General features: G+C 74.7%; 23 protein-coding genes and 1 tRNA gene. 6 read left to right on the top strand and 18 right to left on the bottom strand.

All coding sequences use genetic code 11. The features are described from left to right. Nucleotides 1-109: 109 nt before the first annotated feature. Nucleotides 110-922, top strand: coding sequence for a glycosyltransferase family 2 protein (locus tag TK50_RS03955; protein ID WP_043963770.1), 813 nt, complete (start codon nucleotides 110-112; stop codon nucleotides 920-922). 44 nt (nucleotides 923-966) lie between these two features. On the opposite strand, the gene TK50_RS03950 is transcribed toward TK50_RS03955, so the two are convergent. Genes TK50_RS03950 through TK50_RS03940 form a run of 3 tightly spaced genes read right to left on the bottom strand, consistent with a single transcriptional unit; the run spans nucleotide 967 to nucleotide 3,217 of the window. Next, the gene (locus TK50_RS03950; protein WP_043961513.1) at nucleotides 967-2,100 is read right to left on the bottom strand and encodes a glycosyltransferase family 9 protein; all 1,134 of its coding nucleotides are present in this window, start codon (nucleotides 2,098-2,100) and stop codon (nucleotides 967-969) included. A gap of 14 nt (nucleotides 2,101-2,114) precedes the next feature. Then, the gene (locus TK50_RS03945; protein WP_043961512.1) at nucleotides 2,115-2,714 is read right to left on the bottom strand and encodes an Hsp20/alpha crystallin family protein; all 600 of its coding nucleotides are present in this window, start codon (nucleotides 2,712-2,714) and stop codon (nucleotides 2,115-2,117) included. Further along, nucleotides 2,711-3,217: a DUF2231 domain-containing protein gene (locus TK50_RS03940; protein ID WP_043961511.1), complete on the bottom strand. Its 507-nt coding sequence runs from the start codon at nucleotides 3,215-3,217 to the stop codon at nucleotides 2,711-2,713. The genes TK50_RS03945 and TK50_RS03940 overlap by 4 nt, the downstream gene beginning before the upstream one ends. A gap of 214 nt (nucleotides 3,218-3,431) precedes the next feature. Between TK50_RS03940 and TK50_RS03935 the strand changes: the two genes are divergently transcribed. Then, nucleotides 3,432-4,049, top strand: coding sequence for a pyridoxamine 5'-phosphate oxidase family protein (locus tag TK50_RS03935; protein ID WP_043961510.1), 618 nt, complete (start codon nucleotides 3,432-3,434; stop codon nucleotides 4,047-4,049). A gap of 66 nt (nucleotides 4,050-4,115) precedes the next feature. Here TK50_RS03935 and TK50_RS03930 read toward each other — a convergent pair whose 3' ends face one another. Beyond that, on the bottom strand, nucleotides 4,116-5,387 hold the full coding sequence (locus TK50_RS03930; protein WP_052503599.1) for a serine hydrolase domain-containing protein: 1,272 nt from the start codon (nucleotides 5,385-5,387) through the stop codon (nucleotides 4,116-4,118). Nucleotides 5,388-5,513: 126 nt separating this feature from the next. On the opposite strand from TK50_RS03930, the gene TK50_RS03925 reads away from it, so the two are divergent. Beyond that, nucleotides 5,514-5,999, top strand: a complete 486-nt coding sequence (locus tag TK50_RS03925; RefSeq protein ID WP_043961509.1) for a GNAT family N-acetyltransferase — start codon at nucleotides 5,514-5,516, stop codon at nucleotides 5,997-5,999. Here TK50_RS03925 and TK50_RS03920 read toward each other — a convergent pair whose 3' ends face one another. From TK50_RS03920 to TK50_RS03890, 7 genes are all read right to left on the bottom strand, one after another. Next, nucleotides 6,000-6,539 carry a DUF4240 domain-containing protein gene (locus TK50_RS03920; RefSeq protein WP_043961508.1) on the bottom strand — a complete coding sequence of 180 codons (540 nt, stop codon included), beginning with the start codon at nucleotides 6,537-6,539 and terminating at the stop codon, nucleotides 6,000-6,002. Nucleotides 6,540-6,595: 56 nt separating this feature from the next. Continuing rightward, on the bottom strand, nucleotides 6,596-6,856 hold the full coding sequence (locus TK50_RS03915) for a hypothetical protein (RefSeq protein ID WP_077935728.1): 261 nt from the start codon (nucleotides 6,854-6,856) through the stop codon (nucleotides 6,596-6,598). Nucleotides 6,857-6,897: 41 nt separating this feature from the next. Then, complete coding sequence (locus tag TK50_RS35360; RefSeq protein WP_277814335.1) at nucleotides 6,898-7,539, bottom strand: hypothetical protein; 642 nt, start codon at nucleotides 7,537-7,539, stop codon at nucleotides 6,898-6,900. Beyond that, nucleotides 7,536-7,850, bottom strand: a complete 315-nt coding sequence (locus TK50_RS03905) for a hypothetical protein (protein WP_043961506.1) — start codon at nucleotides 7,848-7,850, stop codon at nucleotides 7,536-7,538. The genes TK50_RS35360 and TK50_RS03905 overlap by 4 nt, the downstream gene beginning before the upstream one ends. 6 nt (nucleotides 7,851-7,856) lie before the next feature. After that, on the bottom strand, nucleotides 7,857-8,780 hold the full coding sequence (locus TK50_RS03900; RefSeq protein ID WP_043961505.1) for a hypothetical protein: 924 nt from the start codon (nucleotides 8,778-8,780) through the stop codon (nucleotides 7,857-7,859). A 239-nt stretch (nucleotides 8,781-9,019) separates the two neighbouring features. Beyond that, complete coding sequence (locus TK50_RS03895; RefSeq protein WP_144420154.1) at nucleotides 9,020-9,298, bottom strand: hypothetical protein; 279 nt, start codon at nucleotides 9,296-9,298, stop codon at nucleotides 9,020-9,022. Between the two features lie 407 nt (nucleotides 9,299-9,705). Beyond that, a tRNA-Thr gene (locus TK50_RS03890) sits at nucleotides 9,706-9,779 on the bottom strand. A gap of 46 nt (nucleotides 9,780-9,825) precedes the next feature. Here TK50_RS03890 and TK50_RS03885 point away from each other — a divergent pair. Beyond that, nucleotides 9,826-11,730: a metallophosphoesterase family protein gene (locus TK50_RS03885; RefSeq protein WP_422119914.1), complete on the top strand. Its 1,905-nt coding sequence runs from the start codon at nucleotides 9,826-9,828 to the stop codon at nucleotides 11,728-11,730. A 4-nt stretch (nucleotides 11,731-11,734) separates the two neighbouring features. On the opposite strand, the gene TK50_RS03880 is transcribed toward TK50_RS03885, so the two are convergent. From TK50_RS03880 to tmk, 6 genes are all read right to left on the bottom strand, one after another. After that, complete coding sequence (locus TK50_RS03880; RefSeq protein ID WP_043961502.1) at nucleotides 11,735-12,574, bottom strand: PSP1 domain-containing protein; 840 nt, start codon at nucleotides 12,572-12,574, stop codon at nucleotides 11,735-11,737. A 55-nt stretch (nucleotides 12,575-12,629) separates the two neighbouring features. Continuing rightward, nucleotides 12,630-13,307, bottom strand: coding sequence for a hypothetical protein (locus TK50_RS03875; RefSeq protein ID WP_043961501.1), 678 nt, complete (start codon nucleotides 13,305-13,307; stop codon nucleotides 12,630-12,632). Next, a complete protein-coding gene (locus TK50_RS03870; RefSeq protein ID WP_043961500.1) occupies nucleotides 13,307-13,612 on the bottom strand; it encodes a hypothetical protein in 306 nt (101 codons plus the stop codon). Before TK50_RS03870 ends, TK50_RS03875 begins: the two co-directional genes overlap by 1 nt. A 1-nt stretch (nucleotide 13,613) precedes the next feature. After that, nucleotides 13,614-13,943 carry a YbaB/EbfC family nucleoid-associated protein gene (locus TK50_RS03865; RefSeq protein WP_043961499.1) on the bottom strand — a complete coding sequence of 110 codons (330 nt, stop codon included), beginning with the start codon at nucleotides 13,941-13,943 and terminating at the stop codon, nucleotides 13,614-13,616. Nucleotides 13,944-14,066: 123 nt separating this feature from the next. Then, entirely contained in the window at nucleotides 14,067-15,347 is a 1,281-nt protein-coding gene (locus TK50_RS03860) for a DNA polymerase III subunit delta' (protein ID WP_082106152.1), read from the bottom strand. After that, nucleotides 15,347-17,632 carry a dTMP kinase gene (gene tmk, locus TK50_RS03855; RefSeq protein WP_277814334.1) on the bottom strand — a complete coding sequence of 762 codons (2,286 nt, stop codon included), beginning with the start codon at nucleotides 17,630-17,632 and terminating at the stop codon, nucleotides 15,347-15,349. Before tmk ends, TK50_RS03860 begins: the two co-directional genes overlap by 1 nt. 179 nt (nucleotides 17,633-17,811) lie before the next feature. Here tmk and TK50_RS03850 point away from each other — a divergent pair, with 179 nt between their 5' ends. After that, a complete protein-coding gene (locus TK50_RS03850) occupies nucleotides 17,812-19,020 on the top strand; it encodes an amino acid deaminase/aldolase (protein WP_043961498.1) in 1,209 nt (402 codons plus the stop codon). Between the two features lie 16 nt (nucleotides 19,021-19,036). Here the strand turns inward: TK50_RS03850 and TK50_RS03845 are convergent, their stop codons facing one another. After that, complete coding sequence (locus TK50_RS03845; RefSeq protein ID WP_043961497.1) at nucleotides 19,037-19,639, bottom strand: TetR/AcrR family transcriptional regulator; 603 nt, start codon at nucleotides 19,637-19,639, stop codon at nucleotides 19,037-19,039. 225 nt (nucleotides 19,640-19,864) lie between these two features. On the opposite strand from TK50_RS03845, the gene TK50_RS03840 reads away from it, so the two are divergent. Next, entirely contained in the window at nucleotides 19,865-21,181 is a 1,317-nt protein-coding gene (locus tag TK50_RS03840; RefSeq protein ID WP_043961496.1) for a D-arabinono-1,4-lactone oxidase, read from the top strand. The last annotated feature ends 106 nt before the right edge of the window (nucleotides 21,182-21,287 follow it).

The following is a 21,287-nucleotide window of genomic DNA, read 5'->3' as shown; positions in this document are numbered from 1 at the left end:
CCCCGGCACGGGTGGCGTCGACCGACCGCGTGCCTCCGCCTCGGATGGCGTCGGCCGACCGCTCGACCCCGGCACGGCCGACGGGTTCCGCCGCCAGCGGCAGCTAGACGTGCTGATCCCGACGCGCAACCGGCCCGCCGAGCTGGCGGTCACCCTCGCCGGACTGGCCGCCCAGGAGGGCGTCGCCGGGTTCGGCGTGGTGGTCAGCGACCAGTCCGACGGGGACCCCGCGTACGCCCATCCGGCCGCCGCGACGATGGTGCGGGCGCTGCGCCACCGGGGCCACCCGGTGCTGCTGACCCGGCGGCTGCCCCGACGCGGGCTGGCCGAGCACCGGGCGTACCTGCTGGACGCCTCGGTCGCCCGCTACGTGCTCTGCCTCGACGACGACGTCTGGCTGGAGCCGGGGACCCTGCGCCGGCTGGTCACCGCGATCGGCGAGCTGGGCTGCGGCTTCGTCGGCAACGCGGTGCACGGGCTGTCGTACGTCGACGACGTCCGGCCGCAGACCCACCGGCACTACGAGGAGTGGGCGGGCCGGCCGGTGCCGGAGCGGGTCCGCCCCGGCACGCCGCAGTGGCAGCGGGCGTCGATCCACTCGGCGGCGAACCTGCTGCACGTCACCGCGGGGCTGCGCCTGCCGGCGGGGGCGTGGCGGGCGTACAAGGTCTCCTGGGTCGGCGGGTGCGTGCTGTACGACCGGGCGGCGCTGGTCGACTCGGGCGGCTTCGACTTCTGGCGGCGGGTGCAGCCCAACCACCAGGGCGAGGACGTGGCCGCCCAGCTCGCGGTGCTGGAGCGCCACGGCGGCGCGGGCGTCCTGCCCAGCGGCGCCTACCACCTGGAGTCGCCGACCACGGTCACCGAGCGGGACGTCGAGGCGTGGGAGGTCGTGCTCGCCGACTCCCCCGAGCGGGTGTGAGCAGGGGACCCTTCTCGACCGTATGCGTCAACAGGGGGCCTTCCTTACCCGGCCAGCAGGTCGTGGGCCGCCTCCAGCACCTCGATCGCCGGCACGTCGGCGACGAACGAGTCCCGGTGCGGGCACTCGCCGTCGCCGGGGCGGTGCGGGTAGATCCCGGGGGTGCAGTCGACGCCGCAGACCGGGCAGCGCACCGTCCAGGAGGCGATCGGGCGGTGCCGGCCGCGCAGCAGGTGCCCCCCGTTGATCAGGTTGCCGATCCAGTAGACCCCCACCGTGGGGGTGCCGACGGCGGCGGCCAGGTGCAGCGGGCCGGTGTCGTTGGAGACCACCAGCGCGCAGCCGGCGTAGCAGGCGGCGAGCCCGCCGAGGCCGAGCGCGCCGACGAGCGGGCGCACCGGCACGCCGGCCGCCGCGACCACCCGGTCCACCACGTCGCGTTCGGCGGGCGTGCCGGTGACCAGCACCTCGTAGCCGTCGCCGGCCAGGGCGCGGGCCACCTCGGCGAACCGCTCGGCCGGCCAGCGCCGCCGTGTGTCGGTGGCCCCGGGGTGCAGGGCCACCCGGGGCCGCCCCGGCGGGCCGAGCACCGCGTCGGCCTCGGCCCGGTCGGCGTCGGTGACCGCCAGCACGGGGACGATCCCGGCGGGCGGCGCGCCGACCAGGCCGACCACCTCCAGGTAGCGCAGCACCTCGTGCTGGTAGTAGACGTAGCGGATCCACCGGTCCAGCGGCGGGGCGTCCTCGGCGCGCAGCCCGGCGGTGACCCGCGCGCCGAGCGCGCCGACGATCGGGTTGGAGTTGCCCCCGCCGCCGTGCAGTTGCAGGGCCAGGTCGAAGCGTTCGGCGCGGGCGGCGGCGAGGAAGTCGGCCATCGACGTCTCCGGCTCGCCCGCGCCGGGCTCACGGATGCCGGGCGCGGGCGGGACCACCAGCACCCGGTCCACCGGGCCGGGCCGGTCGCGCCAGAGCTGCGCGTGCCACGGCGCGCCGAGCAGCACGATCTCCGCCTGCGGGTACGCGGCGCGCAGTGCCTCCAGCGCGGGCAGGATGAAGATGAAGTCGCCGAGCGCGTTGGCGCGCAGCACGGCGATCCGCGCGACGTCGGGGACGCGCTCACCCAGCGCGGCCGGTGCGGCGGCACCGCCCTGCGGGCCGGACGTCGACGGGGTGACCATCTCTGCCCGACCCGCTACGGCCGGTCGATCTCGTCGACGGCCGTGTCCGGGTGGTGCAGCTCCCGGTCGGCGGCGGGATCGACGGGGGCGGGCGTGCCCGTCGAGCCGGTGCTCGTCCGGTGGCCCGGGCCGGTGCCGGCTCCCCGGTGGGCCGGGCCCCCGTCGGCTCCCCGGTAGCCGGTGCGGCCGACGGTGATGGTGCGCGGGGTGGGCCGGGCCGCCCGGGGCAGCCGGACCCGGAGCAGGCCGTGGTCCATCACGGCGTCGATGCGGTCGGGATCCACGCGGGCGGGCAGGCCGACGCGGTACTCGAAACCCCGGGTCTCGAAGCCGCCGGGGATGCCCTGGTCGGCGTTGACCTCGGCCTCCGATCGGGCCCGGACGCACAGCTCCCGGTCGTCCAGCTCGACGGCCACCTCCTCGGGGGCCACGCCGGGCAGCCGGACGACGACCTCCCAGCCGTCGGCGGTCTCGCCCAGTTCCACCTCGGGCGGGCCGGACCGGCCGCCGCCGACGAGGCGGCTCAGCTCGGCGCGCAGCGACTGGAGCTCCCCCATCGGGTCCCAGCTCTGCTGCCGGCCGCGCCAGCCACGGCCCTCGGACTGCTGGCTCATCGCACGTCTCGCATCCGCTGGCCGGCCGCCTGGGCCCGCAGCGAGCTGGGCGCGTCGAGGCCGGCGTCGGTGTCGACGCCGACGCCGAGCCGGTCGACCAGCTCGCCGCCGAGCCAGGCGCTCGCACCGAGGATGGCCAGCGCGACGACCTCGATGGCGATCAGCGCGCCGCCGGCGGCCCGCGACTCGGCGTTGAGCCGGACCACCCAGACGGCGGCGAAGAGGAGGATCACGGCGAGGTTGGCGGCGGCGTGGGTGAGGCCCACCCGCTTCGCGCGGGTGCCGGTGGGGATGGCCAGCAGGTCGAACGCGCCGGCCGCCGCGGCCAGCAGGCCACCGATCAGGCCGACGGTGATGTTCCAGTACGCCACCTCGCCGAGGAAGGCCGGGCCGCCGACGGTGTCGACGACGTCGAAGATCACGGCGGTGACCAGCAGGCCGACGGGGAACGTGATCAGCATCGGGTGCACGGGGTGCCCGAGCACCTTGAGTCGGCTCTCCATCGCGGCCTCCGTCGGTCGGTCCGTGCACGGTTGCGGGCTGGGCTGCTGTTCCGGGCTGGGCTGCTGGTGGGGCTCGGCGGCGCTGCGTGGGGCCGTACCCGGGACGCCGGGTGACAAACCTCGCGCTCGCGGCGCTTCGCCTAGGCTCGACCCGACGGGCCGGGCAGCGCCGCCACGGGCCGCCACCGGGATCAACGGTTACGGGGAGGCTGACGTGACGGTGGAGATCACCTCACACGAGGAACTGCGCGAGCTGCTGGGGGCGCCGCTGCCCCGGGCGGTGACCAAGGAACGGCAGGCCCTGCACGAGCGGGACCGCCAGTGGCTGGCGGCCTCGCCGTTCTGCCTGGTCGCCACGGCCGGCGCGGACGGGGCCTGCGACGTCTCGCCGAAGGGCGACCCGCCCGGCTTCGCCCTGGTCCTGGACGACACGACGATCGCGATCCCGGAGCGGCCGGGCAACCGGCGGGCGGACGGCTACCACAACATCGTGGACAACCCGCACGTCGGGTTGATCTTCCTGATCCCCGGCCGGACGGACACGCTGCGGATCAACGGCCGGGCCCGCCTGGTGCGCGACGCCCCGTTCTTCGACGACATGGTGGTCCGGGGCCACCGGCCCGTCCTGGCGATCGTCGTGGAGATCGAGCAGATCTTCTTCCACTGCGGGAAGGCGTTCCTCCGCTCGGAGCTGTGGCGGCCGGAGACCTGGCAGCCCGACGCGCTGCCGTCCCGGCCCCGGCTGGCCAAGGAGGTCGAGACCTACCCGGAGAGCCTGGCGGACCTGGAGGTCTACTACGGCCCGGCGTACGAGCGCAAGATCTACGGCTGACGCGAATGTCGGGGAGGTGGCGGTATCCCTGGCTCCGGATACCGCCACCTCCCCGACACGATCTCGTCAGCCACCCACGCTGTGCAGGTCCTCCAGCACGGAGGCCGGCACCGGCCTGCCGAGCATCGCGCAGACGGACGCGTCGGTGGCAGCCATGGCCACCCGGTAGTAGCGGTCCCAGCCGGCGTTGGGCTCGGCGTCGAACGGCTCCGCGTTGGCGACGCTGACCACGGTGCGCCGGCCGTCGGCGGTCGCCAGGGCGATGCTGTGGTGGCCGAGGGTGTCGCCGCCGTGGCCCCACACCGTGCCGCACGCCGAGTCGAGCCTGATCAGCCCGAGGCCGTAGCCGCCCTTCATGGGGAAGTCCGCCGGCAGCTCGACCGTGGTCGTCATCTGCCTGAGCTGCTCGGCCGAGAACAGCTCGCCCCGCAGCACGGCGGAGAAGAACCGGGCGAGGTCGTCGGTGGTGGAGATGACGGCCCCGGCGGCGCCGCCCCAGCCGCCGATCGGCCAGGTGGCCGTGTCGACGTAGCTGGGCTGCGGGCCGGCGAGCCTGACCCCGTAGCCGTGGGCGTAGCCGGGCCCGGTGTGGACCGCGCGCGGGTCGGCGAAGTAGGTGTGCCGCAGGCCCAGCGGCGCGGCGATGCGCTGCCGCACCAGCTCCGGCAGGCCCCTGCCGGTCAGCTTCTCGATGATCATCCCGAGCAGCGTGTAGTTGGTGTTCGAGTAGGACCAGCCCGTGCCCGGCGCGAAGTTCGGCTCGTGCGCGAATGCCACGGCGAGCAGCTCCTGTGGGGTCCACACCCGCTGCGGGTCGCTCGCCAGGGAGGCCATGAAGTTCTCGTCGCCGGTGTAGCTGAACAGGCCGCTGGTGTGGTTGAGCAGCATCCGGACGGTGATGTTCCGGCCGTTGGGCACGACCTGCGGCAGATACCGGGAGACCGGCGCGTCCAGCTTGAGCTGCCCACGGTCCACCAGCTGCAGGGCGAGCACCGCCGTGAACGTCTTCGTGTTGCTGCCCGCCTCGAACTGGTCGCGGGCGGCCATGCGTCGCCCGGTGGCGATGTCCGCGAGGCCGGCGGCCGTGCGGGTCACCCGGTGGCCGTCGCCGATCCGGGCCGCGTACCCGGGCGGGCCGACCGCCATCATCCGGCGGGCGACGTCCTCCAGCACGGGGTTGCCGCCCCGCTGGGCGGGAGCGAACGCGGCCGGGTGCCCGTCGGCCCCGGCGGCGGTGGCGACCCCGGGGGCGGTCAGCACGGCTGCGGCGGTCGCCAGGATCGCGGTGGCGCGCATCAGGCGGGACTGCTTGGGGGTGGTGTTCCGCGTCGTCGTCATGCATCGAGCATGTCGACCATCCGGGGCCGGGTCATTGCCGCCCACTGCCCGACCGTCGTCCAGGGCACACCACCGTCCACGGTGGTGCCAGCACTACCAGCGCCGCGCTGCGGTAGCGTCGCGGGCGTGCTGATCCGGGAGTTCACCGACACCGACTGGCCCCGGGTGTGGGAGATCGTCGCCGAGGTCGTCCGGGCCGGGGACACCTTCACGTACGACCCGGCGACGACCGCCGGGCAGGCGTACGACATCTGGGTGGAACGCCCGCCCGGGCGGACCGTCGTGGCGGTCGACGGTGACCGGGTGCTCGGCACGGCCAAGATGGGCACCAACCGGCCGGGGCCGGGATCGCACGTGGCCACCGCGAGTTTCATGGTGGCCGCCGACGCCCGGGGGCGCGGGGTCGGCACGGCCCTGTGCCGGCACGCGCTGGACTGGGCGCGCGGGCGCGGCTACGCCGGGATGCAGTTCAACGCGGTGGCCGAGTCCAACCGCGCGGCGGTCGGGATCTACCGCCGGCTCGGGTTCGAGGTGGTCGGCACCGTGCCCGGCGCGTTCGCACACCCGACCCTGGGCCGGGTCGGCCTGCACGTCATGTACTGCGCGTTCTGACTACTCCCGCCAGCCGTCGGCGTTGCCGAACGACTCCCGGGAGATGCCCGACCCGGTGTGCGGCCAGTCGCCGAACCGCTTGTCGTGCAGGTGCGCGAACAGGTAGCAGATGCTCTCGCACTCGGCGTCGGTGACCGCCAGGGCGGGGTCGGCCCGCACCGCCTCGTAGAACTCGCGGCCGAGGGCGACGATGTGGCCCCGGGCGTAGAGGAAGCCGTCGTCGGAGCCGTCGGTGACGGCGTGGATGTCGGCGCGGTCGAGGTCGTAGAGCTTTCGCTCGACCACCCGGTCCAGGGCGGTCAGCTCCTCGCTCGACAGGTCGGCGGCGAGGGCGCGCAGCTGGTCGACGAACGGGTCCAACCACTCGTCGAGGTCGTCCGGGTCGACGTCGCCGGCCGCCGGGTCCCGCTCCCGCAGGGCCCGGCGCAGCGCCGCCGGCTCGGGGCCCAGCCGCTCCCACGCGGCCTCCACCATGGCCCAGAACCGGGCCTCGTCCTCGACACCGGGCAGCTTCGCGACACCGTCCACCGACACGCTCATGAGCCGCAGGTTAGCGGGGGGCACCGACATCCTCCCCCGGCCGGCGGGCGGGGCGGCTACCGGTGGCGGGCCAGCAGGTCGGCCACGGTGGCCGGCGAGTACACCCGGCCACGGGCAAGCACCGCCACGACCAGCGGGGCGAGCACCGCGACCAGGCCGAGCAGCGCGGTCTGCTGGTCGGCCGACACCGGCAGCCCGAAGGCGACCAGCAGGCTGAGCACGGCGGCACCGGCGGCGGTGACCCCGCCGACGGTCAGCAGCGGCTCGGAGGCCGCCGCCGCGTGCGCGGGAAGGGGAACGGGAACGGACTCGGGCATCACGGCCCTCCTAGGGGCTCGGTCGCGGACAGATCGGTCGTTCATTCGGTCACGCAGGCGACGATGCGCTGCGGGCCGTCGGCGGTGACGACGGTGACGACCTGCGCGGTCGTACCGTCAGGGCACCAGGGCCCCGGCGGGCCGCTCGGGCCGCCCGGCCCGGCCTCGCCCTGCGGCCCCCGCTCCCCCTGCGGGCCCGCCTCGCCCCTGGGCCCCTCCGGACCGGGCGGCCCCGGCGGGCCACCGGGGCCAGTCGGACCGGTCGGGCCGGTAGGGCCGCTCGGGCCGACCGCACCGGTGGGGCCGGATGGCCCCTGCGGTCCCTGCGGGCCCTGCTCACCGCGCGGTCCCGGCAGACCGGTGGGACCGGCGGCACCGTCGAGGCCGGGCACCCCTGGTGGTCCCGGCGGACCGGCCGGCCCGGGATCCCCGGGTACGCCCTTCAGGTCTTCCGGGTCGAAGACGCACGTCCCGCCGAGCTGCCGGACCTGCTGGCACAGTTGCTCGGCACCGGACACGGCGGTGGCCGCCCGCTGCTGCTGCTGGACGGTCTGCCGCCCCATCGACGCCGCCCACCAGCCGATCGTGGCGGCGATGAGGGCGGTCGCCGCGACGGCGATCACCGCGCGGCGGCGGCCCAGACGGTTCATCCGTAGCCGTAGCTGAAGGGTCTCGTCGGTCACGCATCACCGCCTGGCTCGTGCGGACGCAGTCTCGTCAGTTCCCGCAGCAGGGAGTCGGCGTGGTCCTCGGCCGCCCGCCGGGCGGATCGCGCCTCGTCCACAGCCTGCTGGAGGGTGTCGAGCCGGGCCTCGGCGGCCGAGCGGCGCACCTCCGCCTCGTCGGCGCGCCGCTCGGCCCGGTCGATGGCCTCCTGGTACTCCTTGCGGTCGGCCCGGTTCGCGTTGAGGAGGTACAGGACGACCATGACGAGCAACCCGCCGGCTCCGACCGCACCGAGGCCGCCGGGCGGGACGAGAGTCGCCAGGTCCACACGACGTCAGCTCGACAGCCGGGCGGTCAACTCGTCGACGACCTTGCGGGCCATGTCCTGCGGCACCGCCGCCGCGATGGCCGCCGGGGTGAGCCCGGCGGTCGCCAGCGCCTCGGCGAGCCGCTGCGGGGACAGGCCGGCGAGCACCCCGGCGATGATGGCGGGCTCGTCCGTCCAATCCTTGCCCTGCAGGGTGGTGACCCCGGCGACGACGCCGTCCAAACGGGCCATCAGGTAGTCGAGCTTGGCGACGAGGCTGTTGCTGGCCCCCGCCGGACCGGCGCCGTCGGGGTCGACGGCTCGGCCCATGCTGCTCCCGCCGTAGAACGTGCCTAGGTAGACCTGGTGGATTTCGTTCTCGGCCTTCTCGCTCATGTCGTCCTCCGGTGTCGGGGGGCTGATCAGCCCAATTTCGGTCAGGTAGCGGCGGAACAGCGGGGTCTGGTCCCGGCCCGCCTTGGTCGAGTCGCGGAAGAAACTGAAGTGGGTGTGCCAGAGGTGGGAGCTGTCGCCGGTGCTGCGCTTGCCGAGCCGGTCCCACCGCTTGACCGTCTTGCCGTCGGGGGAATAGATGATCTCCCTGATGTCCCGCGTGTCGGCCGTGCCGGCGGTGCACTGCTGCACGCACCAGACCGAGAACGAACGCAGGTCGTGGGTGCGGCCGCCCGACTTCACGCTGAAGTCACCGACGTCCAGGCCGGACGCGTCGAGGGTCAGCCCCGAGCTGTCCCGGGTGGACTCCACCACGGAGTAGTCGCCGGACACGACGCGGTCGGAGCCACAGTGGTAGCCGCCCCGGTGGGAGGCGTCGCCCACGATGCCGACCTCCGCTGGTTCCAGGTCCTGCGGGCGTGAGGTCTTCGGGTCGACGTCCAGGTGGGTCAGGAGCAGGCTTCGGACGGCCATCAGGTTCGCCGGGGCCCGGGTCATGGGCGCTCCCTTCGGGTAGTTGGGAGCCGGGCCAGATGACTACCGAGTACGCATACCCTCCGTTAGGCACAAGCCCGACCAAGTGGTGCACAACGGCGGGCAGTTGACCCAAGGGTAGCTAGATAATCACGCTTTCACCAGGGCAAACGCCCCAGCTTCGGATAGTGCTATCCAAGCCCTGACCTGCCCGAACACCTGGGGCGGCGACATGGGGGCATCCGGCGGGCCGGATACCGCCACTAGGCCGACGTCGCCGGCGGGCGTCGCCGCCTCCAGACATAGGCAAGGACGAGGGCGGCCAGACCCAGGAGAGCCAGAGCGGCGGCGACGACCACGCACACGGCGAGCCGGCGTTCGGCCGCCGCGACGTTCGCGGCGTGCTGTTGCAGCATCTCGGGCGTCGGGTCCTGATAGGGCAGTGACGTCCCGGCCACCTGCAGCAGGGGCAGGCACGGCAGCAGGCAGGAGGCGAGGAGCAGGAGAACCCCGACGGACAACGCCAGGCGGCTACGGGACATCGCGACAGGCTCCCACAGCCCGTCGCCCCCCGGGCCCGCCGGTGCGCGGAGGCTTTGCTGCCAGCGCCACTCCCCGTGACCCTGCGTCCACCCCCGCCCACGCCTCGCGCTCCCTTTGCTCTGCACCCATATCCGCAGCATCAGCGCCGACCTGCAGTTATGTACATTCGCGCAGAGCGCGGCAGGCAACGGCCGATCACTCCGGGTAAGCCGTTGCGCATCTGGGTGCAGAGCAAAGGCAGCGGGCCGGGGTGGCAGCGCTCGACGGAAGAACACGCTGTGTCACGCCGGGGTGGGAGAGATCGCGGCGCACGGCAGCCGCGCACGGCAGGGCCCAGCCCGGGCGGCGGTGCGACCGCTACCGGAAACGACGAAGCCCAGGCCATCTGACCTGGGCTTCGTCACCGAGCCGCCTGACGGAATCGAACCGTCGACCTACGCATTACGAGTGCGTCGCTCTAGCCGACTGAGCTAAGGCGGCAACGATCGTCAAGTGTACGGCACGCCCCGGCCGCCGCCACAGCGGGATGCCTCCCCGCAACGGGAACAGTCACGGCGACAGGCACCCGTGCCCGGCACCCGGGCCCAGTGCGACCGGGCCCGGGCAACCGGACATCCGGCCCGTCCCTGCTCACACCCGACAGCGGATCGGCGCTGCCCGGACTACGCTGCGCCTGGTGACCGACGATCGCACCCCAATCGACGGCCCGGCCCCCCTCGATGAGCCCGACGACGAGCGCGCCTTCGCCCGCACGGCCCGCCGGCCGCGCAGCATCGACCCGCCGGAGTTGGGCTTCACCCCGCGCAGGCCGGTGCCGTGGCTCGCGCCGCTCCTGCTGATCAGCACCGGCCTGCGTACGCTGCTGGCGATGCTGTTCGGGGCGTACCTGGACAAGCGGGAGCTGCAGAACTCGCTGGAGGCCCGCATCGAGCGCCAGGTCGGGCCGGACGGCGGGCTGTGGCTGGACTACGTGGCCGACCTCGGCGACGGCTTCGACGCCACCTACTCGGTCGCGTACCTGCTCGCCCAGCCGGAGCTGACCGTCGACGGGCACCGGCTGCCCCGCGCGCAGACCCTGGTGATGGGGGGCGACCAGGTCTACCCGTCGGCCTCCTACGAGGCGTACGAGGACCGCTGCAAGGGGCCGTACCAGGCCGCGCTGCCGGTCACGCCGCCCGAGCGGCCCACGCTGTTCGCGGTCCCCGGCAACCACGACTGGTACGACGGGCTGACCGCCTTCCTGCGGCTGTTCGTCCGCTCCCGGGACCGGCACTTCGGCGGCTGGGGCACCGGCCAGTCCCGCTCGTACTTCGCCGTCGAACTGCCCGCCGACTGGTGGCTGCTGGGCCTCGACGACCAGTCCGGCTCATACCTGGACGACCCGCAGCTCACCTACTTCGACACCGTCGCGAAGCGGCTGGGGCCGGACAGCCGGGTGATCCTGGCCGTGCCGGCGCCGACGTGGGTCAAGGCCGTCGACCACCCGACGGCGTACGACTCGATCGACTACTTCATCCGCACCATCGTCGCGCCGACCGGGGCGCGGGTGCGGCTGCTGGTCTCCGGCGACCTGCACCACTACGCCCGGTACGCCGGCCCGGACCGGCAGCTCGTCACCTGCGGCAGCGGCGGGGCCTACCTGTACCCGACCCACCACCTGCCCGAGCGGATCGAGGTGCCCCCGCGCGACACCCTGTCCCGGCGGGCCAGCCGCAGCCTCCCGTACGACCTCGCGGCCACGTTCCCCGACCGGGCCCGCTCCCGCCGGTACGGCTGGGGCGTCTTCGCCCGGCTACCGAGACGCAACCCGGGCTTCGGCACCCTGCTGGGCACCGTGCACACCCTGCTCATGCTGGCCATGGCCGGGGTGGCGGCGGGCCGGGCCGGCGGCACCGAGCAGCGGCTGCTGAGCGTCCCCCTGGTGGCGATGCTGCTGGTGACGATGCTCGGCGCGGTCTTCTTCGCGAAGCCGCCGAGCGCGAGCGGCAAGCGGCACGTGCGGCACTGGATCCTCGGCGTCACGCACGGGCTGGCGCAGGTGGCGCTCGCCGCCGCCGGCACCTGGGCCTGGCTGTCGGTGCCCCTGCACGACTGGCCGTGGCCGCTGCCCGTGGCCGCCGCGGCGGTGGTGTACGGCCCCCTGATCGGCTTCCTCTCCACCGAGCTGGTGGCGGCGTACCTGCTGGTGGCCGCGGCGTTCGGGGTGAACGTCAACGAGCTGTTCGCCGGCCAGGGCATCGACGACGCGAAGGCGTTCCTGCGGATGCGCATCGACCCGGACGGCACGCTCACCGTCTACCCGGTCGCCGTGGACCGGGTCGCCCGCGACTGGCGGCTGAACCCCGACGGGTCCCCGACCGCCTCCTGGCTGACCCCGAAGGAGCCGCTGACCCCGCGCCTGGCCGAGCCGCCGATCGTGCTGGAGCCCTGAGTCCTCAGGCGTCGTAGCGCTGGTCGTGGGCGCGGCGGGAGCCGCAGACGTCGGCGCGGGAGCACATGGAGCGCGAGCCGTCGGCGTCCAGCCGGACGGTGACCGCGTCGCGGGGGACGCTGTGCCCGACGACCCGGCCGTCGCCCTCGGGGGTCGACACCCGGCTGCCGACGGGCGGGGCCGACTCCTGGAACTTCTGGTAGAGCGGGTGCTCGTACTTCAGGCAGCACATCAGCCGGCCGCAGGCCCCGGAGATGCGCAGCGGGTTGAGCGGCAGGTCCTGGTCCTTGGCCATCCGGATCGTCACCGGCTCGAAGTCGGTGAGGAAGGTGGCGCAGCACAGGTCGCGCCCGCAGGAGCCGATGCCGCCCTGCACCCGCGCGGAGTCGCGGGCGGAGAGCTGGCGCAGCTCGACCCGGCAGTGCAGGGTGGCCCCGAGGTCGCGCACGAGGGACCGGAAGTCGACCCGGTGCGGGGCGGTGAAGTAGACGGTGGTGCGGTCCCCGCCGCCGTCGGCGGTGGCGAGCACGTGGTCGACGGCGACCACCTTCATCGGCAGGCCGTGCTCGCGGATCAGCCGCTTCGCGGCCACCTTCGCCTCGGCCTTGCGCCGCCGCAGCAGCTCGTCGCGGCGCAGGTCGTCGTCGGTGGCGAGGCCGGCGAGCCGGGGGAAGCCGTCGGTGTCCTCACCGACCCACTGCGCGGCCCAGACGCACTCCGCGACCTCGGGGCCGTCGTCGGTGGGGACCAGCACCCGGTCGCCCACCTGCGGGCGGAACTCGCCCGGGTCGAGGTAGTAGAGGCGCCCGTACCGGTTGAAGCTGACCGCGCAGAGCATGCCCATGCCTTCACCCTACGACGCGGCGCGGCCCGGTACCCACCCCCGTGTCACCGCCCGGTCACCGGACCCGCAGCGGGGAGCCGTGGTAGGGGCCGCCGACCGTCGACCCGCGCCAGGTGGTCTCCGCGAGGCTCGGCGACCACTGGCGCAGCAGCGTCTCCGCCCCGTCGTACGCCACCCCGAGCACGGCCAGCACCCGGTGGGCGATGTCGGCCGCCGCGAGCAGCCCCGCCCCGCCCGGCCCGGCCCCGCCTGTGGTGGCGGTGGCGGTGGCGGCGCGCACCCGGACCGCCTCGGCGGAGCCGAGCACGTCGGCGAGCGCGCGGGCCAACGCGAGGCGGCTGCCCTCCACCCAGTCGGCGAGGGCGTCGGCGTAGCCGGCCGTGGCCTCCAGCCGGCCCACCAGGCTCTCGGGGCCCTCGTCGAGGTGGCGCAGCAGGACCGCGCGCGCCTGGTCGTACGCCGAGGCAGCCGGCCCGGACCAGGCGGCGGGATCGGTGAGGGTGCGGCTGACCTCGTCGTACGCCCGGACGAGCCCGCGCACCGCGTGGCCGGCGCCGGCCAGCGGGGCCGGGTGCAGGTCGAGGAAGCCCCGCACGGCGTCGCCGGGGAGCACCTGCATGCGGCGCAGCAGCGGCCAGAGCCGGTGCCCCTCGGGTGCCCCGCCGGCGAGCAGCGTGTCGACGCGGTCGAGCAGGTCGAGCCCCGGCTCGGCGAGGCGGTCGAGGGCGTCCATCAGAACTCCCGGCCCAGCCGGCGGCGGACGGCGTCGTCGACCCCCGAGTAGCGGTCGGCGGCGGTGCGCACCGCGGACGCGGCGGCGGCGAGGCGGGACGCGGCGACGGTCGCCTCCCGGGCCCGGTCGCCGGTGGCGTCGGTCCACCGCCGGTGCAGGGCCCGGCCGATCTCGCCGGGCCGCCCGGGGACGTGCGCGCCGAACGCCGGGTGCGGCGGATCGGTGGCGGTCACGGCGCGGGCCAGCGCCTCCAGGGTGGCGCCGGCCTCGTCCAGCCGGGCGGCGAGGGCGCGCAGCTCGTCCACGTCAGGCCCCCGCGAGGGGCCGGTAGGCGGCGAACGTCTCGTTGTGCAGCTTCTCCCGGGCCCACTGGGCCGCGTCGGCGGCGGCGGCCACGGCGGCGCGCACGGAGGCGGCCACGTCGCGGTGGTGGCGCTGGTGCAGCGGCCCGAGGAAACGCACGTCGGTGATCCGGCCGTCGGCGGTGACCGCGACCTCGACCAGGCCGTCCGGGGAACGCACGGTGACCTCCACGGTCGCCACCGCCTGGTCGAACTCGGCCTGCAACGCCTCGATGCGGCGGTAGCGCCGCACCGCCTCCTCGATCCAGGCCTCGTCGATCTCCCCCCGAGGCATCGCGGACTCCTCCCGGCAGTGCACTCACTGAGTGTGCCGCCACGGTCACCACGGCATCACCGGACCGTACCGCACACCAATCGGGCCTGTCGATGCCCTGTGGACGGAGCAGGGGTGGGCGGTTCAGCCCTTCCAGAGGGCCAGCATCATCGCCTCCACGGCGATGCGCGGCTTGACGTTGGACTCGATGGCGGACCGGCACTCCAGCACGGCCTCCAGCCGGCGCAGCGCCCCCTCGGCGTGCCACTTCTGCCCGCCCGCCTCGGCCAGCGCGGCGGCGTCGGTGTGCACGGGGGCGACCGGCGCGCGCAGCGCCGCGACGAGGGCGTCGCGGTAGAAGCCGGCGAGGTCGACCAGGGCCCGGTCCAGGGCGTCGCGCTGGGCGCGGGTGGCCCGCGACTTCTGCCGCTTCTCCAGGTCCTTGAGCTGGCCGGCGGCGCCGCGCATCGCGCCGGCCGCGCCCCGGCCCGTGCCGCCCGCGCCGAGCGCCGTCTGCAACGCGGCCTTCTCCGCCTCGTCGAGTTCGGCGACGGACGCGGCGGCCTCCGCCTCGGCGGCCTCGATCAGCGCGGACGCCGCGTCGAAGGCGGCGCCCACCCCGGTGAGCCGGCGGGGCACGGCGAGCACGGCGTCGCGCCGGCTGCGGGCCTGCGGGTCGCCGGCGAGCCGCCGGGCCCGGCCCACGTGCCCCTGCGCGGCCGCCGCCGCCCACCGCGCCACGTCCGGCGCGATCCCGTCCCGGCGGACCAGCACCTCGGCCACCGCCTCGGGCGCGGGCTGCCGCAGCGGTACGACCCGGCAGCGCGACCGGATGGTCACCGACACGTCGTCGGGGTGGGTGGACGGGGCGCAGAGCAGGAACACCGTGCGCGGTGGTGGCTCCTCGACGGCCTTGAGCAGCGCGTTGCCGGCCGCCTCGGTGAGCCGGTCGGCGTCGGAGATGATCACCACCTGCCAGCGCCCGCCGGACGGGGTGCTGGCCGCCCGCAGCACCAGGGCACGCATCTCGCCGACGCCGATGCTGAGCCCCTCGGGCGCGACGAGCCGCACGTCGGCGTGGGTGCCGGCCATCGTGGTGTGGCAGCCGGGGCAGGTGCCGCACCCGGTGCCGTACGCGCACTGGAGGGCGGCGGCGAAGGCGCGGGCGGCCAGCGAGCGGCCCGAGCCGGGCGGCCCGGTGAAGATCCACGCGTGGGTCATCCCGGCCCCGGGGTCGGCGGCGGGCTCACCGCCGGGGGCGGCCTGCCGGAGCTGGGCGGCGGCCGCCGCGGCGGCCCGGCGCAGCGTGGCGACCGCGTCGTCCTGCCCGACGAGGTCGGCGAAGACGCCCGGCGGGCTGGTGAGGGCTTCCGACGGGGCCGCGGTTTCCGGCGCGGCGGCTTCGGCTGCGGAGACGTCCGGCATCAGGTGCGGTGCTCCATCGTCACCAGCTCCGAGTCGGATAACTCGGGCTGCACCGAGGTGTCGGGCCCCTGGGCGGGCCGGGGGTGCACGATCCCGGCCGGGTCGACCAGGAACTCCTCCACCCGGCGGGCGACCAGCGCGGCGGTCTCCTCGACGGGGCGGGAGGCGTCCAGCACCAGGTAGCGCTTCGGGTCGTTCGCGGCGAGGTCGAGGAAGGCGTACCGGACCCGCTCGTGGAAGGCGACGGACTCGGCCTCCAGCCGGTCGGGCCCCTCGTTGCGGGCGGCGACCCGGGACAGGCCGGTGTGCGGGTCCACGTCGAGCAGCACCACCAGGTCGGGCTTGAGCCCGCCGGTGGCCCAGGAGGAGAGCCAGGAGACCTCGTCGACGGGGAGCGTCCGCCCGGCCCCCTGGTAGGCCAGGGACGAGTCGACGTACCGGTCGCTGATCACCACCGCGCCCCGGACCAGCGCCGGCCGGACGACGGTGGCGACGTGGTGCGCCCGGTCGGCGGCGTAGAGCAGGGCCTCGGCGCGCGGGGACGGGCCCTCGGCGGTCGCGTCGAGCAGCAGGGTGCGGATCCGCGCGCCGACCTCGGTCGCGCCCGGCTCCCGGGTGACCACCACCTCACGCCCCTGCCCGCGCAGCCGCTCGGCGAGCGCGGCGAGCTGGGTGGACTTACCGGCCCCCTCGCCGCCCTCGAAGACCACGAAGAGCCCGCTGGAGACGAAGTGCTCGGCCGGCATCAGGGGGCGGCCCCGGATCGACCCCCACAGGTCGGCGAGGACCGGCACGCCCTTCTTGTCGTCCATCTGGCCGAAGGCGCTGATGCCGGCGAAGATGCCGGCGGCACCGGCGGCGAGCAGCAGCAGCCGGGTGGAGGAGACGGAGATGCCGAGGTCGGCGATGGTCAGCTTGCGGGAGCCGCCGACGCCGACGAGGAGGCTGCTCAGCGCGATGGCGAGGATCAGCACCAGCCGGGTGCCGATCTGCACCACCGCGAAGACCCGGCCGCGCACCTCGTCGGCGACCTCGCCGCCGAGCAGCGTGGTGCCGGCGAGGAAGGCCATGCCCGCGCCCGCCCCGACCAGGATCGCGCCGAGCATCGCCATGGACAGGTGCACGGCGAACGCGAGCACCAGCACCGACGCGCTGGCCAGCACGATGCTCATGCCGAACCAGCGCCGCCGGGACATCTCCCGGACGATCATCGGGCCGAGCCCGATGCCCAGGGCGAGGCCGATGAACATCGCCCCGAAGAGCAGGTAGAAGGCGGCGTCACCGGCACCGAGCGAGGCGGCGAAGAACTTGGCCGTGCCGATCACGATGCCGCCGCCGGCGAACGCGCCGAAGATGCCGAGCACCAGGCCACGGACCAGCGGGGTCTGGCCGATGTATTTCCAGCCCTCGGTGAACTGGCGCATGACGCCCTGTTCGGTGCGCGCGGCCTCGCCGGCCTGCGCCTGGCTGATCTCCTTGATCCCGAAGGCGACGACCAGGGCGGTGGCGAGCCGGGAGAACGCGTTGAACCAGAGCGCGAGCTGCGCCGGCTCGGCCCAGGACGGCATCTCCCCGCCGGTGGCCGCCCGGACGCTGCGGTCGAGCAGGGCGAGGCCGAGCGCGGCGGCGATCGGGGTCAGCCCGTACGTGGTGATCAGGGTGAGCTGGTTGGCCGCCTCCAGCCGGGCGCGCGGGATGAGGTTTGGGACCGCGGCCTCCTTGGCCGGGATCCAGAGCAGGGTGATCGTCTCGATCAGGAAGGTGGCGACCGCCGCCCAGCCGACCACCAGCCCGCCGCTGGCCCCGGTGAGCGCGAACAGCGGGATGGAGGCGAACAGCAGGAAGCGCAGCACGTCGCAGATGACCATGGTCCAGCGCCGGTCGAACCGGTCGGCGAGCACGCCGGCCACCGGGCCGAGGATCAGCGCGGGCAGCAGCCGGATCGCGATCAGGGTGCCGAACGCGGCGCCCTGGGCGGTGCTGCCGGAGACCTGGGCGGCGGCGAAGACCGAGGTGGCGAGCAGGCCGAGCCAGTCGCCGAAGGACGCGGCGCCGAGCACGATCCAGAGCCGGCGGAACGGTCGGATGCGCAGCACGGAGCGGATCGCGGCGGCCCCGGACCGGTCGGCCGGCTGCGTCCCGGCCGGCTGAGCGCCCGCCTGGGTGCCGGTGCGGCCGGTGTCCTCGGCGCCGGGCGGGCCGGCCGACGGCGACTCGCCGGGCGACTCGCCGCTGTTCTGGCTTTCGATGGCCGTACCTCCACGTGCCGGCCCAACGTTGGGCATCCCGGTGCAACACTCTAGTCCCGGCCGGGGGACTTCCCGCCCGTGACAGTGCCTGCTCGCCGAGCCTAGGCCGCAGACGCCACCCGCCGCCGCCCGTGTCCCCGGGCCGCCGGGAGGAAGACGGTCCGGCAGACGCGAGGCTCTTTCACAATTGACCGATCGACAGTTAGCGTGCACACGTGACCAGCGAAGGCGACAAACTGCGCGAACGCCTGGAACGGGCGACCGCCCACCTCGACCCGCCGTACGCGGTGGTCGACCTGGCGGCGTTCGACGCCAACGCGGCGGCGCTGCCCACCCGGGCCGGCGGCAAGCCGATCCGGGTCGCCAGCAAGTCCGTCCGGTCCCGCGAGTTGCTCCGCCGCGTGCTGGGCCGCCCCGGCTGGCGGGGGGTGATGGCGTTCACCCTGCCCGAGGCGAGCTGGCTCGTCCGCGCCGGCGTGACCGACGACGCGCTGGTGGCGTACCCGACGGCCGACCGGGGGGCGCTCGCCGAGCTGGCCGCCGACGAGGGGCTGGCCGGCGCGGTCACGCTGATGGTCGACGGGACCGACCAGCTCGACCTCGTCGACGCGGTGTGCCCGCCGGGCCGCCGGCCCGCGCTGCGGGTCTGCATCGACCTCGACGCGTCCTGGCGGCCCCTGGGCAGGCGGGTGCACGTCGGGGTGCGCCGCTCACCGGTGCACAGCGCCCGGGCGGCCGGCGCGCTCGCCGCCGCGATCGCCGCCCGGCCGGGCTTCCGGCTGGTCGGGCTCATGTCGTACGAGGCGCAGATCGCCGGGCTGGGCGACGCCCCGCCGGGGCGGGCGGCCCTCGCCGCCGCGATCCGGGCCGCCCAGCGCGGGTCGTACCGCGAGTTGCTGGCCCGCCGGGGCGCGGCGGTGTCGGCGGTACGCGAGCACGCCGACCTGGAGTTCGTCAACGGCGGCGGCACCGGCAGCGTGGCGGCGACCAGCGCCGATCCCGCGGTCACCGAGGTCACCGCGGGATCGGGCCTGTACGGGCCGACGCTGTTCGACGCGTACCGGGCCTGGCGGCCCACCCCGGCGGCGTTCTTCGCCTGCGCGGTGGTCCGCCGGCCGACGCCGGAGCTGGCGACCGTGCTCGGCGGCGGCTGGATCGCCTCCGGCCCGCCCGCCGCCAGCCGGCTGCCCACCCCCTGGCTGCCGACCGGGCTCAAGCTCCTCGGCGCGGAGGGCGCCGGCGAGGTGCAGACCCCGCTGACCGGCCCGGCGGCGGCCGGCCTGCGCGTCGGCGACCGGGTGTGGTTCCGGCACGCCAAGGCCGGCGAGCTGTGCGAGCGCGTCAACGAGCTGCACCTGGTCGACGGCGACCGGGTGGTCGAGACCGTCCCCACCTACCGGGGGGAGGGCCACGCCTTCCTCTAGCCTCGCCGCCGCCGGTTCAGGAGGCGGGGGCGGGGGCCGGGGTGGTGACGCCCGCAGCGGCGGCGGCCGACGCCTCCACGTGCCGGTGCAGGTATTCGCGGATGAGCGCCTTGGCCTCGGCGAGGACCCGCTCGTCGCCCTCGGCGTTGCGCCGGAACGCCAGCTTGATCAGGGCGTCGGCGGCCTCGACGGCGATCTCCAGACAGAACCGCAGGCGCGGCTCGTCGACCATCCCGAACCGCTCGGTGAGCACCCGGGCGAGCTGGTCGGCGATCACGCCGTTGTTGTCCCGCTGCTCGTCCAGCAGGTGCAGGTCGACCACGTCGCCGAAGTGCAGGGTACGGAACCCGGGGACGGTGCGGTGCATCGTGATGTATTCGTCGATCCCCGCGTCGACGCCGTCCCACCAGTGCGTCAGATCGTCCGAGGCGAACCGCTCGTCGAGCCGCTGGAGGTAGGATTCCATCGTGCGCAGGGTCAGCGCCTGCACGATCGCCCGCTTGTCCGGGAAAAACTGGTAGACCGACCCGATCGCCACCTCGGCGCGCTCGGCGAGCAGGGTCGTGGTCAGTCCCTCGTACCCCACCTCGTCGACGAGTTCGGCGCAGGCGTCCAGCATCCGCTGGACCCGCGCGACGCTTCGACCCTGGACCGGCACCCGGCGCAACGGCCCGGTCGTGGCGGCTGGTGTGGACACTCGGCGCCACCCCCCTTCGACGGATGAACATATCTGCACGTCACGAGTACGTGACTACCGGTACAACGAGCGGACCTGGATTGCGGTATTTACCAGGCACAACGTTCCTGATATGAAGACATCTCACGTTCACGTCGAGGAGCGCGCATGGGCAGCACGACCCCGCCGAGCCCCCACTGGAGCAACTGGGCCGGCAACCAGCGCAGCACCGCCACCACCATCCTCCGCCCCCGTACGATCGCCGACGTCACCGCCGCCGTCCAGGCCGCCGCCGACGCCGGCGAGCGGATCCGGCCCGTCGGCAGCGGCCACTCCTTCACGGCCGTGGCGTGCGCCGACGGCCACCGGATGGAGCTGACCGACCTCGACACCGAAATCCGGGTCGACCGCGACCGACGCCTGGTCACCGTACCGGCAGGAATGCCGCTGCACCGACTCAACGCCCTGCTCGCCGGGCACGGGCTGGCGCTGCCCAACCTCGGCGACATCGACGCGCAGACCGTCGCCGGGGCGATCTCCACCGGCACCCACGGCACCGGCGCGGCGTACGGCTGCCTGTCGACCTTCGTCGAGGCGCTCACCCTGGTCACCGGCACCGGAGAGGTGCTGCGCTGCTCCGCCGACGAGCACCCGGACGTCTTCGCCGCCGCCCGCGTCTCCCTCGGTGCCCTCGGCGTGCTGACCGAGGTGACCCTGCGCGTCGTGGACGCCTTCGTGCTGCGCGCCCACGAGCGCCCCGCCGCCCTCGACGACGTCCTCGCCGACCTGCCGTCACTGATCGCCGCGCACGACCACGCCGAGTTCTTCTGGTTCCCCTACACCGACCGGGTGCAGCTCAAGACCAACGACCGGGTGCCCGCCGACGACCGGCCGCTGCCCCGCTGGCGGGCCTGGCTCGACGACGACTTCCTCTCCAACACCGTCTTCGCCGGCCTCTGCCGGCTCGGCCGCGCCGCGCCGGGCCTGGTGCCCGCGATCAACGCGGCCTCCGCCCGGGCCCTCAGCGAACGCACCTACACCGGCCGCTCCGACGCGGTCTTCTGCACGCCGCGCCGGGTCCGCTTCATGGAGATGGAGTACGGCCTGCCGCGCGCCGCCCTCCCCGAGGCCCTGGCCGAGGTGCGCCGCATCGTCGACAGGCTCCCGTTCAAGGTGCAGTTCCCGGTCGAGGTGCGCTTCACCGCCGCCGACGACATCTGGCTCTCCCACGGGTACGGGCGCGACTCCGCGTACATCGCCGTCCACCAGTACGTCGGCGCGCCCTACGAGCCGTACTTCCGGGCCGTCGAGGAGGTCGCCGCCGGCCTGGGCGGTCGCCCCCACTGGGGCAAGCTGCACTGGCGCGACGCGGAGTCGCTCGCCCCGGCGTACCCGAAGTTCGCCGACTTCCGCTCCCTCCGCCACCGCCTGGACCCTCAGAGAGTCTTCGGAAGCCCCCACCTGACAACTCTCCTGGGCACCTGACGCGCGCCCCGCGCGAACGGGCCTCGCGAATCTTGGTACGAAATTGCCCTCAGGGGGGCGGATTCGTACCAAGATCCGGAGGTTGTCCACAGGGGGTGGAGAGGTG

Origin of the sequence: Micromonospora haikouensis (genome assembly GCF_000876225.1) — a bacterium.
Lineage (GTDB): Bacteria > Actinomycetota > Actinomycetes > Mycobacteriales > Micromonosporaceae > Micromonospora > Micromonospora haikouensis.
This window is presented reverse-complemented; position numbering and strand designations above follow the sequence as displayed.